Annotated in this window: 15 protein-coding genes; 3 read left to right on the forward strand and 12 right to left on the reverse strand. The window is 55.9% G+C overall.

Annotated elements, in window-relative coordinates; genetic code table 11:
- Window positions 1-31: 31 nt before the first annotated feature.
- The gene (locus BXY66_RS08560; protein WP_132859708.1) at window positions 32-1,108 is read left to right on the forward strand and encodes a 2'-deoxycytidine 5'-triphosphate deaminase; all 1,077 of its coding nucleotides are present in this window, start codon (window positions 32-34) and stop codon (window positions 1,106-1,108) included.
- Window positions 1,109-1,114: 6 nt separating this feature from the next.
- On the opposite strand, the gene BXY66_RS08565 is transcribed toward BXY66_RS08560, so the two are convergent.
- From BXY66_RS08565 to BXY66_RS08595, 7 genes are all read right to left on the reverse strand, one after another.
- Window positions 1,115-1,333, reverse strand: a complete 219-nt coding sequence (locus tag BXY66_RS08565) for a hypothetical protein (protein ID WP_132859709.1) — start codon at window positions 1,331-1,333, stop codon at window positions 1,115-1,117.
- Between the two features lie 88 nt (window positions 1,334-1,421).
- Window positions 1,422-2,111 (reverse strand): SMC-Scp complex subunit ScpB, encoded by a 690-nt coding sequence (gene scpB / locus BXY66_RS08570; protein ID WP_132859710.1) that lies wholly within the window; start codon window positions 2,109-2,111, stop codon window positions 1,422-1,424.
- Complete coding sequence (locus BXY66_RS08575; RefSeq protein ID WP_132859711.1) at window positions 2,104-2,928, reverse strand: segregation and condensation protein A; 825 nt, start codon at window positions 2,926-2,928, stop codon at window positions 2,104-2,106. Before BXY66_RS08575 ends, scpB begins: the two co-directional genes overlap by 8 nt.
- Window positions 2,929-2,940: 12 nt before the next feature.
- On the reverse strand, window positions 2,941-3,924 hold the full coding sequence (gene nagZ / locus BXY66_RS08580; protein WP_132859712.1) for a beta-N-acetylhexosaminidase: 984 nt from the start codon (window positions 3,922-3,924) through the stop codon (window positions 2,941-2,943).
- Between the two features lie 7 nt (window positions 3,925-3,931).
- Complete coding sequence (locus tag BXY66_RS08585) at window positions 3,932-4,939, reverse strand: SPOR domain-containing protein (protein WP_132859713.1); 1,008 nt, start codon at window positions 4,937-4,939, stop codon at window positions 3,932-3,934.
- 82 nt (window positions 4,940-5,021) lie between these two features.
- A complete protein-coding gene (gene argS / locus BXY66_RS08590) occupies window positions 5,022-6,764 on the reverse strand; it encodes an arginine--tRNA ligase (protein WP_132859714.1) in 1,743 nt (580 codons plus the stop codon).
- Window positions 6,765-6,826: 62 nt separating this feature from the next.
- Window positions 6,827-7,975: a deoxyguanosinetriphosphate triphosphohydrolase gene (locus BXY66_RS08595; RefSeq protein ID WP_132859715.1), complete on the reverse strand. Its 1,149-nt coding sequence runs from the start codon at window positions 7,973-7,975 to the stop codon at window positions 6,827-6,829.
- Window positions 7,976-8,068: 93 nt separating this feature from the next.
- On the opposite strand from BXY66_RS08595, the gene BXY66_RS08600 reads away from it, so the two are divergent.
- Window positions 8,069-8,392 carry a HesB/IscA family protein gene (locus BXY66_RS08600; protein ID WP_132859716.1) on the forward strand — a complete coding sequence of 108 codons (324 nt, stop codon included), beginning with the start codon at window positions 8,069-8,071 and terminating at the stop codon, window positions 8,390-8,392.
- On the opposite strand, the gene BXY66_RS08605 is transcribed toward BXY66_RS08600, so the two are convergent.
- From BXY66_RS08605 to BXY66_RS08615, 3 genes are read right to left on the reverse strand one after another with little or no spacing between them, the layout of a single operon-like run.
- Window positions 8,385-9,266 carry a DMT family transporter gene (locus BXY66_RS08605; protein ID WP_132859717.1) on the reverse strand — a complete coding sequence of 294 codons (882 nt, stop codon included), beginning with the start codon at window positions 9,264-9,266 and terminating at the stop codon, window positions 8,385-8,387. The two genes, BXY66_RS08600 and BXY66_RS08605, sit on opposite strands and share 8 nt — an antisense overlap.
- The gene (locus BXY66_RS08610; protein ID WP_132859718.1) at window positions 9,266-10,357 is read right to left on the reverse strand and encodes a DUF6902 family protein; all 1,092 of its coding nucleotides are present in this window, start codon (window positions 10,355-10,357) and stop codon (window positions 9,266-9,268) included. The genes BXY66_RS08605 and BXY66_RS08610 overlap by 1 nt, the downstream gene beginning before the upstream one ends.
- 54 nt (window positions 10,358-10,411) lie before the next feature.
- Window positions 10,412-10,669: a DUF6749 family protein gene (locus BXY66_RS08615; protein ID WP_132859719.1), complete on the reverse strand. Its 258-nt coding sequence runs from the start codon at window positions 10,667-10,669 to the stop codon at window positions 10,412-10,414.
- 372 nt (window positions 10,670-11,041) lie between these two features.
- Between BXY66_RS08615 and xth the strand changes: the two genes are divergently transcribed.
- Complete coding sequence (gene xth / locus BXY66_RS08620; RefSeq protein ID WP_132859720.1) at window positions 11,042-11,821, forward strand: exodeoxyribonuclease III; 780 nt, start codon at window positions 11,042-11,044, stop codon at window positions 11,819-11,821.
- Here xth and BXY66_RS08625 read toward each other — a convergent pair.
- Both BXY66_RS08625 and dksA read right to left on the reverse strand, forming a co-directional pair.
- Entirely contained in the window at window positions 11,818-12,993 is a 1,176-nt protein-coding gene (locus tag BXY66_RS08625; RefSeq protein WP_132859721.1) for an FAD-dependent monooxygenase, read from the reverse strand. The two genes, xth and BXY66_RS08625, sit on opposite strands and share 4 nt — an antisense overlap.
- Window positions 12,994-13,095: 102 nt before the next feature.
- Complete coding sequence (gene dksA, locus BXY66_RS08630; protein WP_132860392.1) at window positions 13,096-13,518, reverse strand: RNA polymerase-binding protein DksA; 423 nt, start codon at window positions 13,516-13,518, stop codon at window positions 13,096-13,098.
- Between the last annotated feature and the right edge of the window lie 160 nt (window positions 13,519-13,678).

Genomic DNA, 13,678 nt, shown 5'->3' on the forward strand with positions numbered 1-13,678 from the left:
CCGGGCGATTTTTGTATCCTGAGGGACCATAATGACCGGCGTATTGCCCAGCCAAACCATTGAAAACATGCTGACAACCGGCGAGATTTCGGTTTCGCAACCGGTTGTAGAAGGACAGGTTCAACCCGCTTCTCTCGACCTGCGTCTCGGTGGGGTAGCCTACCGGGTACGCGCGTCTTTCCTTGCCGGACAGGACCGCACCGTCGCAGACCGACTGTCAGAGTTCGAAATGCATCGCATTGATCTGACAAATGGCGCAGTTCTTGAAAAGGGATGTGTCTATGTTGTGCCTCTGATGGAAAGTCTTGACCTTCCTGAAGGTGTTCAAGCTGTCGCCAATGCCAAAAGTTCCACCGGACGCCTCGATCTGCTGACCCGCACCATCACTGATGGTGGTACAGAGTTTGACCGAATTGCACCTGGCTACAGCGGTCCTTTGTATGCCGAGATTTGCCCTCGCAGCTTTTCGGTTCTCGTCCGTCCGGGAATGCGTCTCAACCAGATTCGCTTCCGAAAAGGTCAGAGCATTCTAACCGATGCGGATCTGCGTACATTGCATGATCGCAGCCCGCTTGTGGATGGTGACGCCGTTATCGACGACGGACTGGGCTTCTCGGTTGATCTGAAACCCGCTTCTGGCTCGTTGGTAGGCTATCGGGCAAAGCCACACACTGGCGTGATCGATCTCGACAACATCGGTCACTATGACCCTGCTGACTACTGGGAAGAACTGCACAGTGCCGATGGAAAGATCATTCTGGATCCTGGCGCCTTCTACATCCTGGTGAGCCGTGAGGCTGTTCACATTCCACCGGCCTATGCCGCTGAAATGGCGCCGTTCTTAGCGATGGTGGGTGAGTTCCGTGTTCACTATGCTGGCTTTTTCGATCCCGGTTTCGGACACGACGCTGCCGGCGGTGCAGGTTCACGCGGTGTGCTGGAAGTACGGTGCCACGAGGCTCCCTTTGTTTTGGAGCACGGTCAGGTGGTCGGACGACTGGTCTATGAGCGCATGGCAGACGTGCCCGATCAGCTCTACGGCGCGGGTATTTCGTCAAACTACCAGGGTCAGGGGTTGAAATTGTCCAAGCACTTCAAAAGCGCCTGACAATCCTCAGAATTTGTTCATGCGGCGCATCACGCGCATCGCCTGTTTCGCCTGTTTCGCGCTGTTCTGACCCTGAGGGCGGCTTTGACCGCCCTGCCCGTTACCGTTGCGCGCCTGCTTCTGACCTTTGCCAGATACTGCGTTCATGCCGGCGTTGATGCCGCCATTTACCGCACGGCGCGTGATCTGCCGGATAATCATGTTGATGATACGGTCGAGGTTCATGCCTTCGCTCCCAGTCTGCTCATGCGAAAACATAAGTGGCAATTGTGCCGAATTTAAGGCTCACACGCCGGAAAACGAAGGATTGTTCTCAATCCTCGAACATTTCCGACTGTCCCTCAATGACCTCGTCGTCCTCTTCGTCGTCCTCTGGCTGACCCAGCGGCATCGTTCCGGGCGGTGGGCGGTTCTCTAGCAAACCGGCGGCGCGCAGTTCCTTGAGCCCTGGCAAGTCTCGCGCACTGGCCAAACCGAAGTGGTCCAGAAATTCGGATGTCACGACAAACGTCACAGGACGACCTGGAGTCATTTTGCGTCGCCCGAACCGGATCCATTCCATTTCCAGCAATTGGTCGACGGTGCCTCGGCTAACACTTACGCCGCGGATCTCTTCGATTTCTGCACGCGTGACCGGTTGATGATAGGCAATGATGGCCAATGTTTCGATCGCAGCCCGCGAGAGTTTCCGCGTCTCTACTGTTTCTTTTTGCATAAGAAAGCCAAGATCGCCTGCCGTGCGCATCGCCCAGGAGTCGCCGACTTTTACCAGTTGAACACCGCGCCCTTCATAACGCTTTCTTAGGTGTACCAACGCCTCTGCCGCGTCGCATCCGTGCGGCATCCGCGCGTTCATATCCTTGATTGTTACAGGCTCAGCCGAAGCAAAAAGGATGGCTTCGCACATCCGTTCCTGCTCGCCCATTGGCGGCGCCTCGAACAGGCTTTCTTCTTTTTCTTCAGATACTTGTGCCTCTATCTTTTCGTCGTTTTCTTCAATCATCTCTGTCTTCCCGTCGTCGCACTTGGATCGGCGCGAATGTGTCTGATTGCCGGATAAGCACCTTGCCTTCCTTGGCGAGCTCAAGCGAGGCAGCAAAGGTGGCGGCGGTCGCTGACCGGCGTTTCACGGGATCATTCTCCCATCCTTGCGGCAGATAACTCATGATGTCTGTCCACGTGCCAGCAAAACCAATCAGGCCGCGCATCCGCTCAAGCGCTTCCTCCATGGTAAACACCGACTCTCGGTCCATCACGAAAGGCCTGAATTCGTCACGTGTCCGCAACCGCGCATAGCCCTGCATTAAATCAAGCAGCGTCGCGGAATAGGTCACGCGACGTACGCGTTCAACGCTCTCCGGAATTCCGCGCGCAAAAAAATCCCGCCCCAATCGGTCACGCGCCATCAACTTGGCAGCCGCATCGCGCATGGCCTGCAAGCGTTCCAACTGAAACGCAAGGTGTGCTGCCAACTCTTCGCCGGACGGCCCTTCTTCACTGGGATCAGGGGGGAGAAGCAACCTGGATTTCAAAAACGCCAGCCATGCCGCCATCACAAGATAGTCTGCCGCCAGTTCCAGTCGGAGCGCCTTCGCTTTCTCGACAAACGCCAGATACTGCTGCGCGAGATGTAAAATGGAGATCTTGCGCAGGTCCACCTTTTGCGTACGGGACAACGTCAACAAAAGATCCAAAGGCCCCTCAAATCCGTCGACATCAACGATCAAGGCTTCCGCCGCAAGGCGATCAGCCACAGAGACTCCGCCCACCAGCGTGTCCGCACCTTCCGGTGCCGTGTCATCAAAGAGGTTTTCGGCCATATGCTCGCCTGTTCAGAACGTCTTAAGTTCCGCAGTGAGCGCTTCAATGTCAACAGTATCAGGCGTTTTGCGCGCCGCCAGAGCCGCCTCCGCGCGCGCTTGCGCCGCAACTGTCATCAAGCCACAAGCCTGCGCAACCTCCCGCATTTCTGCAAGGTCGCCGTTGCAGTGCAAAACAACATCACATCCCGCAGCAATACTGGCAGCGGATTTTTCTGCCAGAGGCGCCGTTAGTGCTTTCATGGATATGTCGTCCGTCATGACCAAACCGTCAAAGCCAATGTGCTCTCGAATGAGTTGCATCATCTTCGGCGACGTCGTTGCAGGTCGATTATCGAATGCGGTGTAGACCAGATGTGCGGTCATCCCCATTGGCAGGTCATTCAATGCTTTGAACGGCGCGAAATCTGCAGCCAGTTCTGCTTCGGCTGCGGTTACTGTCGGCAGGTCAAAATGGCTATCCACCACGGCGCGGCCATGGCCTGGCATATGCTTCATGACTGGCAGAACACCGCCATCCGACAACCCGTCTGCCATTGCACGACCAATAGAAGAAATTTCTTCTGGATCAGTACCATAGCACCGGTTCTTCAAGAACGGATGCGTGCCGTCTCGGGCCACATCCAGCATCGGCGCGCAATTTGCATCGACCCCCATGCCATGCAGTTCATGCGCGATGATGCGACCTCGCAGATACATTGCACGTGATGCATTCGCACCAGCCCGTTCAACCTCCTCAAGTGGTGGAACGAACTCAGTGGCCAACGGCGCACGGAACCGTTGCACCCGCCCGCCCTCCTGATCGATCAGGATCGGGGCGTGATGATCAACACAGGATCGCAATTCGGCGCACAAAGCCCGAACCTGATCTGCGGTTTCAATATTACGCGCGAAAAGAATAAATCCGAATGGGCGCGCGTTTCGGAAGAACGCGCGCTCACCTGCGCTTAGACGCAGTCCTTCACAGCCAAAAATCGTTGCGCCGAATGGGCTCATGCCTGAGTCACCGTGTCGTCACCGGAATACAATCCGCATTTTCCGCCTTCAAAGCAGAACACAGGCGGCGTGAATCGGACACATCAGCAAACCCCATTGCCCGCAAACGATAGAACGTGCGACCGCCGCTGCTGGCTTTCTGGATGACACGCGTTTTGTCGCTCAAATAGGCATCAAACCGTCCCAGCAGTTTGTCCCATTCCTTTGCAGCAATCTCCGGGCTCGCAAAGGCCCCCAGTTGCACCATACGGGTTCCTGCTGGAATATCCGCTGCATCCATTGTCTTTGGAGCCACGTCAATCGTCGGCGAAGCCGAGGCCGTACGGGTCGAAAGATCCGCAGGACGCAGTTTCGGACGCAGAGAACGCTTCAGGCCACCGACGATCTCCTGCTTTGGCGCTTGCGCCGCTTCCTTGACTGCTTCATCCACGGCAGACAAAGACACTTGGACTGGCTTTGCTTCCGCAACCTCTTCCCGGCTCAAAGGTTTTGCTCCGGCTGCAAGCTGCGCGGCCAATTCTTCAACGCTCAAGGGCTTGCTCGTGTCTATCGGTTCCGGAGCGACAATGGGCGCTGCGGCTGATACCTCGACTTCCTGAAGATCATCGGACCGGACATTTGGCACAACTGTACTGCGCGCACGTGGCGTTTCGCTATCAATCGAAATCGGAGGCGGCGCAACAACCAGCCTGTCGGCCGGTTTGGCAGCTGAACCGACTGCTGCCACATCGTTGACAGCGAGACCTTGGTGATCCGCCTGACTTCCACCTGGGTCTTCAGGCTGAACGCGCATTGGTCCTTCCAAAGCACGCACCACCGGAACGCCGCTCACATCTCGCGACAGGATTTGATAACCCCAAACGCACGCACCGACCACAAGGCCAATTGAAAGAAGGCCACCGGCCCGGTTTACCAGATTAGTCGCACCATTGCCGCTTGCGGGCGCTTCGTACGCCGCATCAACAGGCCGCGCAACTTCGCGCCTGATCATGCCATCCACGGGATAGTCTGCCATGTTCGCCTCACTGCCCACGCCGATGCTTTGCCGGCGGGGTCGTCTTGCCTAGTTCCTCAAAAACCGGCGACGTGCAGCTTGACTACCGCATCTCCTGCGCCGGAGTTACGCCCAGAATACCAAGACCTGCAGAAATAACAACGGCCACGGACCGCGCGAGCGCAATTTTGGCTTGCGAAGTCGCCACATTGTCCTGAATGAACCGAAGAGACGTGTCTTCATTGCCCTTGTTCCAGAGACCGTGAAGCTCGCTTGCCAGCTCATACAGATAGAATGCGACGCGGTGCGGTTCATTTGTTCGGCCCGCAATTTCCACCAGACGCGGCCATTCCGCCAGCTTTCTGGCAACAGTGATTTCCGCGTCATGATCCAACTGCGCAATGTCCGCGCGTGCCAGAACCTCGTCTGCCGCTGCAATACCGGCCTCTTCCGCCTTGCGGATCACCGAGCACACACGCGCATGGGCATATTGCACGTAGAAGACCGGATTGTCCTTCGATTGCTCTAGGACTTTGTCAAAGTCGAAATCCAGAGGCGCGTCATTTTTCCGGGTCAGCATGACGAAACGCGTCACATCAGAACCGACCTGATCCACAACATCGCGCAAAGTCACAAACGTGCCTGCGCGTTTGGACATTTTGAACGGCTCCCCGTTTTTGTACAACTTCACCAACTGCGTGAGCTTGATATCCAACGGGACCTGTCCATCTGACAGCGCCGAAACGGCTGCTTTCATACGTTTGACATAGCCGCCATGGTCCGCACCAAACACATCAATAAGCTCGTCGAAGCCTCTGGAAACCTTATCATAATGATAAGCGATGTCCGGCGCGAAATAGGTCCAGCTTCCATCGGATTTCTTCACCGGACGGTCCACGTCGTCTCCGTGATCGGTCGAGCGGAATAGGGTCTGTTCACGCGGTTCCCAGTCTTCGGGCTTTTTGCCTTTCGGCGGTTCCAGAACACCTTCGTAAATCAACCCCTTGCTCTGCAAGGATTCCAGGGCGCTCTCAATCCGACCGGTGCCGTACAGCGACTTTTCGGAGAAAAAGAGGTCCATCTCGACGCCCAGAGCTTTCAGGTCCTCTCGGATCAAGTCCATCATAGCCGCGGTGGAAAACTCGCGCACATCGACTAGCCAAACGCTTTCGTCCTGCCCGACATAGGCTTCGCCAACCTTGTCCTTCAGCGCTTCTCCGACCGGGATCAGATAGTCACCCGGATAAGTGCCGTCCTCGAATGCAACATCTTGACCGTGCGCTTCAAGATACCGCAAATAAACCGAACGCGCGAGCACATCCACCTGCGCACCGCCGTCATTGATGTAATATTCGCGCGTCACATCATAACCGACAAAATCCAGCAAAGACGCGAGCGCATCTCCAAACACCGCGCCGCGGGTGTGTCCAACGTGCAGCGGCCCGGTCGGGTTCGCAGACACATATTCCACATTCACTTTCTTGCCCGTTCCCATATCGGAACGACCAAAATCGTTGCCCGCTTCCAAAGCCGCTTTGACTACGCCCTGCCAAAGAGCTGCCGACAACCGCATGTTCAAAAAGCCCGGCCCTGCGACCTCTGCAATTTCCACACGGGTGTCTTCGGCAAGCTTGCCGGCAAGTACGTCTGCTATGTCCCGCGGCTTCATTTTCGCGGGCTTTGCCAGCACCATCGCCGCGTTGGTGGCCATATCACCGTGCAGCGCATCACGCGGCGGCTCGACGGCCACGTTTTTGAAATCCAGTCCCTCGGGCAGAACGCCTTCGGCTTGCATCGCTGTCAGCGCGTCGATCACCAGCCCGCGCATCTCGGTGAATAGGTTCATCAGACCTGTCCTTTATAGGTTTGAGTGGGGTTTACCACCAATCGCTGCCACGTCAATGACACTTACTCGGAACCCTTGCCAAGAAGTCTCGCGTGTACCTGAAGGGCATAGCGATCCGTCATGCCCGAAATGTAATCCGATACAATTCGGGCAATAGCAGTCTCGTCGCGGCAAGCCGCCAGGTCTGCGTGCCAGCGGTCGGGCAAAAGAGTCGGATCAGACATAAATAGTGGAAAAAGATCGTTTACCACGACTGTCACTTTCTCGCGCATCTCCACTACCGAGGGCGCGCGGTACATCCGCGTGAAAAGAAACGCACGTATCACCTTCAGATCGCCCCAGATTGCATCGCTGAACCGGATCACTGGCGTGCCATTGTGCCGGATTTCTTCTACAGACTCCGCTCCTGACTCCGACAGCAAAGCAGTCGATGTATCGATCACGTCACCGACCATGACGCCAAAAACCCGCCGCAGCGCTTCGTGCCGGCGCCGGATCAGATCAAGCCCGGGGTACTTCTCATCTACGCGCGCAAAGCAGTCACCGACGATCGGCAATTCACAAATCGCGTCCTCGTCAAACAACCCGGCGCGAAGACCGTCGTGCAAATCATGGTTGTTGTAGGCGATGTCATCACTGAGCGCAGCCACCTGTGCTTCGGCGCTTGCATGAGTGTGCAGTTCCAGATCATGCGCGGCGTTGTAGTCTGCCAGCGCATAAGGCAGTTCACCAAGCACCGGACCGTTATGTTTCGCAATACCTTCAAGGGTTTCCCAAGTGAGGTTCAACCCGTCAAACTCGGCGTAGTGTCGTTCCAGAGAGGTGACAATCCGAACCGCCTGCGCATTGTGATCAAAGCCACCATAAGGCTGCATCAACAAGTCCAGAGCATCCTCGCCGGTATGCCCGAAAGGCGTGTGACCAAGGTCATGCGCCAAAGCAACGCCTTCAGTAAGTTCCTGATTGAGCCCCAACGCGCCGGCAATCGTGCGCGCAACCTGCGCGACTTCAATGGAATGTGTCAGGCGCGTGCGAAAATAGTCGCCCTCATGCTCCACAAAAACCTGCGTTTTGTGTTTCAAGCGCCTAAAGGCGCTGGCGTGAATTATCCGGTCCCGGTCCCGCTGAAAGCTGGAACGAAACCCGCTCTCTTCTTCCGCAAACAGCCGTCCCCTGGCAGTCATTGGATCAGAGGCATAGGGCGCTCGCATGGCGATGGTCCTTGTAGCCTGTTCTTTGCCTTTCTATATTGCACTCACGCGCCGGATTGAACCGGCCAATTGAGCGACTTTTCAGGTGACACTATGCAACTGCCTCCAAAAGTAACCGAACGTGCCTTTGAACGTCTTGCCGAAATCGGAGCATCCGACAATGGTCAGGCCCTTCGTGTTGCGGTCGAAGGCGGCGGATGCTCGGGTTTCCAGTATGAAATCAAACTGGACACTCCAAAGGACGACGACCTCGTGCTCGAAGGCGCCGGCGAAAAGGTGCTGGTCGACAGCATCTCCCTTCCCTTCCTTGCAGATGCAGTAATCGACTTTACGGAAGAGCTCATCGGCGCCCGGTTTGTAATCAACAACCCGAACGCGACCAGCTCCTGCGGCTGCGGCACCAGCTTCTCTATGTAACAGCCATTTGCCGGGTACGCGGAGCAATCCGCTGCCACACAAGAACAAAGCTCGCCGCGATCATAATCGCAGCTCCGGCGAACACTTGTGGTACGGGCGTCTCGTCAAAGAAATGCCCCCCCAACCAGACTGCCCAGAGAAATTGCAAACTCATGAACATTGTCGCCACATGTACGGGCAACAGCCTGAGCGCGGCCATACACAACCAGCGTGCGGCAAACAGGGCCACCGAATAAGCCACAACAAGCGCAATGTCCGCCCAACTCATGGGTTGCCAGACAAATGGCAAAGCCAAACACATCACGATCCCGAGAGACAAATTGGGATAGAACACCTGCCCCAACGCCCCCTCCCCCCGGTTTGACAAATATCGCGCCAAAACAAGAGACAACGAGCCTATTACTGCAGCCGCAAGAGCAATAACGTGTCCTGAACCGACGTCTGACAGACCGTTTGGAAACAGAACGAGTAAGCCGACACAGCCAAGCCCCAACGCCGCCCAGGTTCCCGATTTCACAGGTTCACCCAGCACTTTGCCAGACAAAGCCGCCGAAAGGATTGGCATCAAAGCAATGAACAAGAAAACTTCAGCCATCGGCAGCAACCTGAATGAAAGGAAAAACGCCAACGAACCCGCGATACCCAACGCGCATCGCGCCGCTGTAACCCCGACATAGTCCGTCTTCGGTACTACGCCAGCTGGGCGAGACATCAAAAAGCAGAAACCTCCGACCAAAAGGCCGGATAAACCAAATAGCTGCGGAGCTGCATAACCTGTAGCGACATGTTTGGTGATCGCGTCTGCCGCAGAAATCGCTGCCGAGTACGCAACGATCAAAACGACACCCCAAAGGGTCTCTCTACGCCCGTTCATCACGCCCACTCCCAACGCAAGTCAACTCGCGCGAAATGCGAGAAGAATTCGCCAAACCGCGGCGAAGAGGCCTCTGCCAGAGCGAGCTTATCCTTGGCGCCATCAGACACTTTCGACACAATGGCCGGTCGCATGTCGCGCCAGTTCGCTGTGCGTGCGCTCGCCATGTTGTAGATTGTTTCTGAAAGCTCGCGCAGCGGCGCGCACATGGGTTTGGGTCTCTTAAATGTCGTCGCGCCCCCCATCGGCGGCAAGCGGTCAATTCCCTCCGCCCCCTCGACGATCAAACGCGCCCATTGGCACATCAAAAACTCATGATAGTCATCGGCAGCGACCCCCATAGAGTTAGGTTCGACGGAAAACCGATCCGTGTGACGCCTCAACCATTGTCGCCAAATTTCAGGTGGACGCATCCGCGCAAAGCGCATCGCCACGCAAACCTCTGACAACAGGTCGGCATTCTGTTCGACAAAGGCCCATAGACCCAAAAATTCGAGAGATTTGCGAGCACCTCGGTCGAGATCCGGATCAACACGTCCATAATCTGACAAATAGAAAATCGCATGCGTAAGTTCGTAAGCGATCTTTTTATTTGGCAAAGCAAACTGCGCAGACAAGGCCATAAAGCGCCGCACACGATCAAGCAATGCGGCATTCCTCTTTTGCCGGACGCGCCTGCGACGGGCAAACAGCCGGAGTGCCTCAAGCCTTTGCAAATCCGACAATTCTGCCTCAGCAAGTCCCTTTTGACGCGCCCAGTCGACGAGGCGCTCTCCCTTTTCCGAGACCCCGCTCAGGTCTTCAAAGTCCAGACAGATTGACAAAATAAAGCGGTAGTACTGCGGAAAAAACTCGATCCGGGACTCTACGGTCTCGTAAAAAGCCTCATACGCTGGCGCCACATCAGAGGTTTCCGGCAGCGATGTGTGCACGACGTTGAGAAACTCGGCGTTCTCCTTGAGCCAAAAGACATCATTGATCCCGCGACGTTCGTTAGAAAATGTATTCGCAAGCCGCTCAGTCGCGGAGGACGTGCGCGCGAGATACGCGGCACGCCACTTCGGAGCAGCCAGAGTGATGACGTTGGACATGGTCCCCCCCTTGAAACTGCAGCCCATCCGGCTGCTCCAGTTCTCGAGCCTCGATCAGAGGCCGGAGGAGAACATCTCGACGCCATCGCCTTCTACTATGCGAAGGCCAGAGGCTTTTGGAGAAAGGCCGCTTGAAAACAGCTGTACCAATCCGCTGGAAAACAGCTCAGCGCCATCGCCCGAGAACGCATCGGTGCTGCGGGCTTCTAGACCCGACGAGAACAGAGCAACGCCCTCGCCAACGAACGGATCTGAAGGCGCCTCGGAGGTTAAGAAGTCATTAATTGTTTCGGTGGTTTTGTAAGCAAACATTGGGTCTCTCCCTTTTAGGTTACAGTTCGAAGAGCATACCCGCAAAACGTGTTTTGCTAAACCTCAACTCTACTTATAGGTGTTTTTCTCCAAGCCACTCGCCTTTAAGTTCAGTGCCGAACGCCCGTTAACTCTCTGAACAAAGCGAACTTTCCCATTCAAAGGTCAGGACATATTTTTCTGATATTTTCTGTGTGTCTTGTCTCGCAAAAGCGGGAAAACCGCGCAGAAAACTGCGAATCAACTCTTCAAGACCAAGAGAAAAGAAGGCTCAAACGCGCGCAAATCTCGGCGTCGATTCAGGTCAAAGCAGCTTGCTCCTGCGAGTAATTGCTGCCTAGATGGCCGCACCAATTGGATCGGACGGCAGACATGAAAATCGCAAGTTTCAACATCAACGGCGTCAAAGCCCGCATCGAAACCCTGCCGCGTTGGCTTGATGAGGCGCAACCGGATGTTGCGTTGCTACAAGAAATTAAGTCCGTCGACGAAAACTTCCCGCGCGAAATTTTCGAAGAACGAGGATACAGAGTAGAAACGCACGGCCAGAAGAGTTTCAACGGCGTTGCGATCCTCTCCAAACTACCACTGGAGGACGTCACCCGAGGCCTTCCCGGCGACGACGAAGACGAACAAGCCAGATACATTGAGGCGACGGTCATGGGCGAAGTCCCGATCCGTGTGTGCGGCCTCTATCTGCCCAACGGCAACCCCACGCCCGGCCCAAAGTATGATTACAAGCTCGCATGGATGAAACGGCTTGAATCACGCGCCGTAGAACTTCTCTCGGCCGAAGAACCTTTCCTTATGGCAGGCGACTACAATGTTATTCCGCAGGACGAAGACGCGAAACGACCGGAAGTTTGGCAAGAGGACGCCCTTGCCCGCCCCGAAAGCCGCGCTGCGTTTCGCAGGTTGCTCAACCTTGGTCTGACCGAGGCTTTCCGCGCTAGAAATTCCGCATCTGGCCAATTCACTTTTTGGGACTATCAGGCCGGAGCGTGGAACAAAGACGATGGCATTCGCATCGACCACTTCCTCCTTAGCCCGCAGTGCGCTGACCTGTTACAGGACGTACAAATTGACAAAGAGGAACGCGGCCGCTCCAAACCCTCTGATCATGTCCCGATCTGGGTCGATCTGGCCGCCTAAAGCTCTTTGGTGACGTCGTAGCGATATATCCAGTCAAAGTGAGACATCATCGACTTGGGAGCCAGCATCGAGGCCAAAGACAACCCGAAGTGCGCCGCCAGACGCACCGGCGCAGCGCTTAGATGATATCGACCGGCATTTTTCGAAGCCGTATCCACCACGCGTCTAACTCGATCATGACGTCGGGCCTGATAGGCCGAGAGGCCGGTATTTATGTCATCTGCCTTGACCAGTGCATCCCCGAGCACCCAAGCGTCTTCCATCGCCATAACCGCGCCCTGCGCCATGAATGGAAGCGTGGGGTGCGCTGCATCACCGAGCAGGACAGTATTGTCTCTGTACCACGTCGGTGCCACAGGATGTCGGAACAGCCCCCACTTGCGGACATCCTGAATTTCGGCCAACAAGTCTTTGGTTTCACCTTGAAAATCCGAAAAGTAAGACCGAAGGTTTTCTGGGTTGTCGGCTATATGCCACCCTTCTTCGTGCCAACCGGTGCGCTCTTGAACCGCCACGATGTTGACCAACTTACCATCTCGCAATGGATAGCTCACCACGTGCCTGTGCGGACCCATATGAACCTTTGCCACAGGTGGATGGTTGATCGTGTTTGGCACTGTCGCCCGCCAAGCCACTTGCCGTGTGAAAAATGGTGCAACAGTGCCATTCAAAACCGATCTCAGCTGCGAATGGAGCCCGTCTGCACCGACAACAAGATCAGCTTTCGCGCTCTGTCCGTGTGCCAGCACAATCCGGGGGCGTTCGCCTGGCTCGATATCTTCTACTTTTTGCAGCAACAGGATTTTGACCCCCGCGGCCCGAACCGCATCGGCCAGAACATTGATCAGATCCGCCCTATGAATGAAATGGTAAGGCGCATCCGGTCCAAGCGTTGTAAGATCAAGCCGTGAGACCAATCTTCCTCGGGCATAGTCCCGCAGTTCCACAGCCGTGCCCCGAACCGCGTTGGCCTGCAGCTCGGACTCCAATCCAAGCGCTCTCAATACCACCATCCCGTTGGGTGACACCTGCAGGCCAGCACCTACTTCCGTGATGGCTTCAGCCTGTTCCAGCACAGTTACGCTGGCGCCGCGTTGACGCAGAACCAGCGCCGCAGTCAGGCCTCCGATCCCCGCGCCAATTACGGTGACTTTCAATCCGTTCAGATCCATTCTGTCTCTATATCCCGTTGCCTTCGGCAAACCCACGGTTGACGCATAAAAAAACGCCGGGCTGTGGCAGCCCGGCGTCTCTATGTTACTTGATCACAGGGATCAATCGTCACGGTGGACCTTTTCACGGCGCTCATGGCGCTCTTGGGCCTCAAGGCTCATGGTTGCGATAGGACGGGCATCAAGCCGTTTGAGTGAAATCGGTTCGCCGGTCACTTCACAATATCCATATTCGCCTTCGTCAATGCGACGCAGCGCACTGTCGATCTTGAGCACCAGCTTGCGCTGGCGATCACGCGTCCGAAGCTCCAGCGCCCGGTCAGTCTCCTCACTGGCCCGGTCAGCCACATCCGGAATATTACGCGTGCTGTCCTGCAGACCCTCGATGGTGTCGCGGCTCTCGGCCAACAGCTCGTTTTTCCAGTTGATCAGTTTGCGTCGGAAGTATTCGGTCTGCCGCTCATTCATGAACGGCTCATCTTCTGCGGGACGGTAGTCGTCGGGCAGGAAAGTCTCGGCCTTCATTTCTGCTCCCTTATCGTGGGTCACGTCCACCGTGGTAGTTAAGTCAGACATGTAACCCCCCTTTACTGGCCTGCAGATAACCCCTTCGTGACGTAATGTCCACCACCCCTAGCACTGCATTGCGGACAAATTATGTTCACGCTAGGGTCGCCGCCGAAAC

The organism is Shimia isoporae (assembly GCF_004346865.1).
Lineage (GTDB): Bacteria > Pseudomonadota > Alphaproteobacteria > Rhodobacterales > Rhodobacteraceae > Shimia > Shimia isoporae.

Bases quoted from the DNA above. Each gene is read 5' to 3' on its own strand.
- BXY66_RS08605 (WP_132859717.1), bottom strand. From the start codon at position 9,266: ATGAACGGGCGTAGAGAGACCCTTTGGGGTGTCGTTTTGATCGTTGCG.
- argS (WP_132859714.1), bottom strand. From the start codon at position 6,764: ATGAACCTATTCACCGAGATGCGCGGGCTGGTGATCGACGCGCTGACA.
- BXY66_RS08585 (WP_132859713.1), bottom strand. From the start codon at position 4,939: ATGGCAGACTATCCCGTGGATGGCATGATCAGGCGCGAAGTTGCGCGG.
- BXY66_RS08575 (WP_132859711.1), bottom strand. From the start codon at position 2,928: ATGGCCGAAAACCTCTTTGATGACACGGCACCGGAAGGTGCGGACACG.
- BXY66_RS08600 (WP_132859716.1), top strand. From the start codon at position 8,069: ATGCAACTGCCTCCAAAAGTAACCGAACGTGCCTTTGAACGTCTTGCC.
- BXY66_RS08625 (WP_132859721.1), bottom strand. From the start codon at position 12,993: ATGGATCTGAACGGATTGAAAGTCACCGTAATTGGCGCGGGGATCGGA.
- BXY66_RS08560 (WP_132859708.1), top strand. From the start codon at position 32: ATGACCGGCGTATTGCCCAGCCAAACCATTGAAAACATGCTGACAACC.
- BXY66_RS08615 (WP_132859719.1), bottom strand. From the start codon at position 10,669: ATGTTTGCTTACAAAACCACCGAAACAATTAATGACTTCTTAACCTCC.
- scpB (WP_132859710.1), bottom strand. From the start codon at position 2,111: ATGATTGAAGAAAACGACGAAAAGATAGAGGCACAAGTATCTGAAGAA.
- xth (WP_132859720.1), top strand. From the start codon at position 11,042: ATGAAAATCGCAAGTTTCAACATCAACGGCGTCAAAGCCCGCATCGAA.
- BXY66_RS08595 (WP_132859715.1), bottom strand. From the start codon at position 7,975: ATGCGAGCGCCCTATGCCTCTGATCCAATGACTGCCAGGGGACGGCTG.
- BXY66_RS08565 (WP_132859709.1), bottom strand. From the start codon at position 1,333: ATGAACCTCGACCGTATCATCAACATGATTATCCGGCAGATCACGCGC.
- dksA (WP_132860392.1), bottom strand. From the start codon at position 13,518: ATGAAGGCCGAGACTTTCCTGCCCGACGACTACCGTCCCGCAGAAGAT.
- BXY66_RS08610 (WP_132859718.1), bottom strand. From the start codon at position 10,357: ATGTCCAACGTCATCACTCTGGCTGCTCCGAAGTGGCGTGCCGCGTAT.
- nagZ (WP_132859712.1), bottom strand. From the start codon at position 3,924: ATGAGCCCATTCGGCGCAACGATTTTTGGCTGTGAAGGACTGCGTCTA.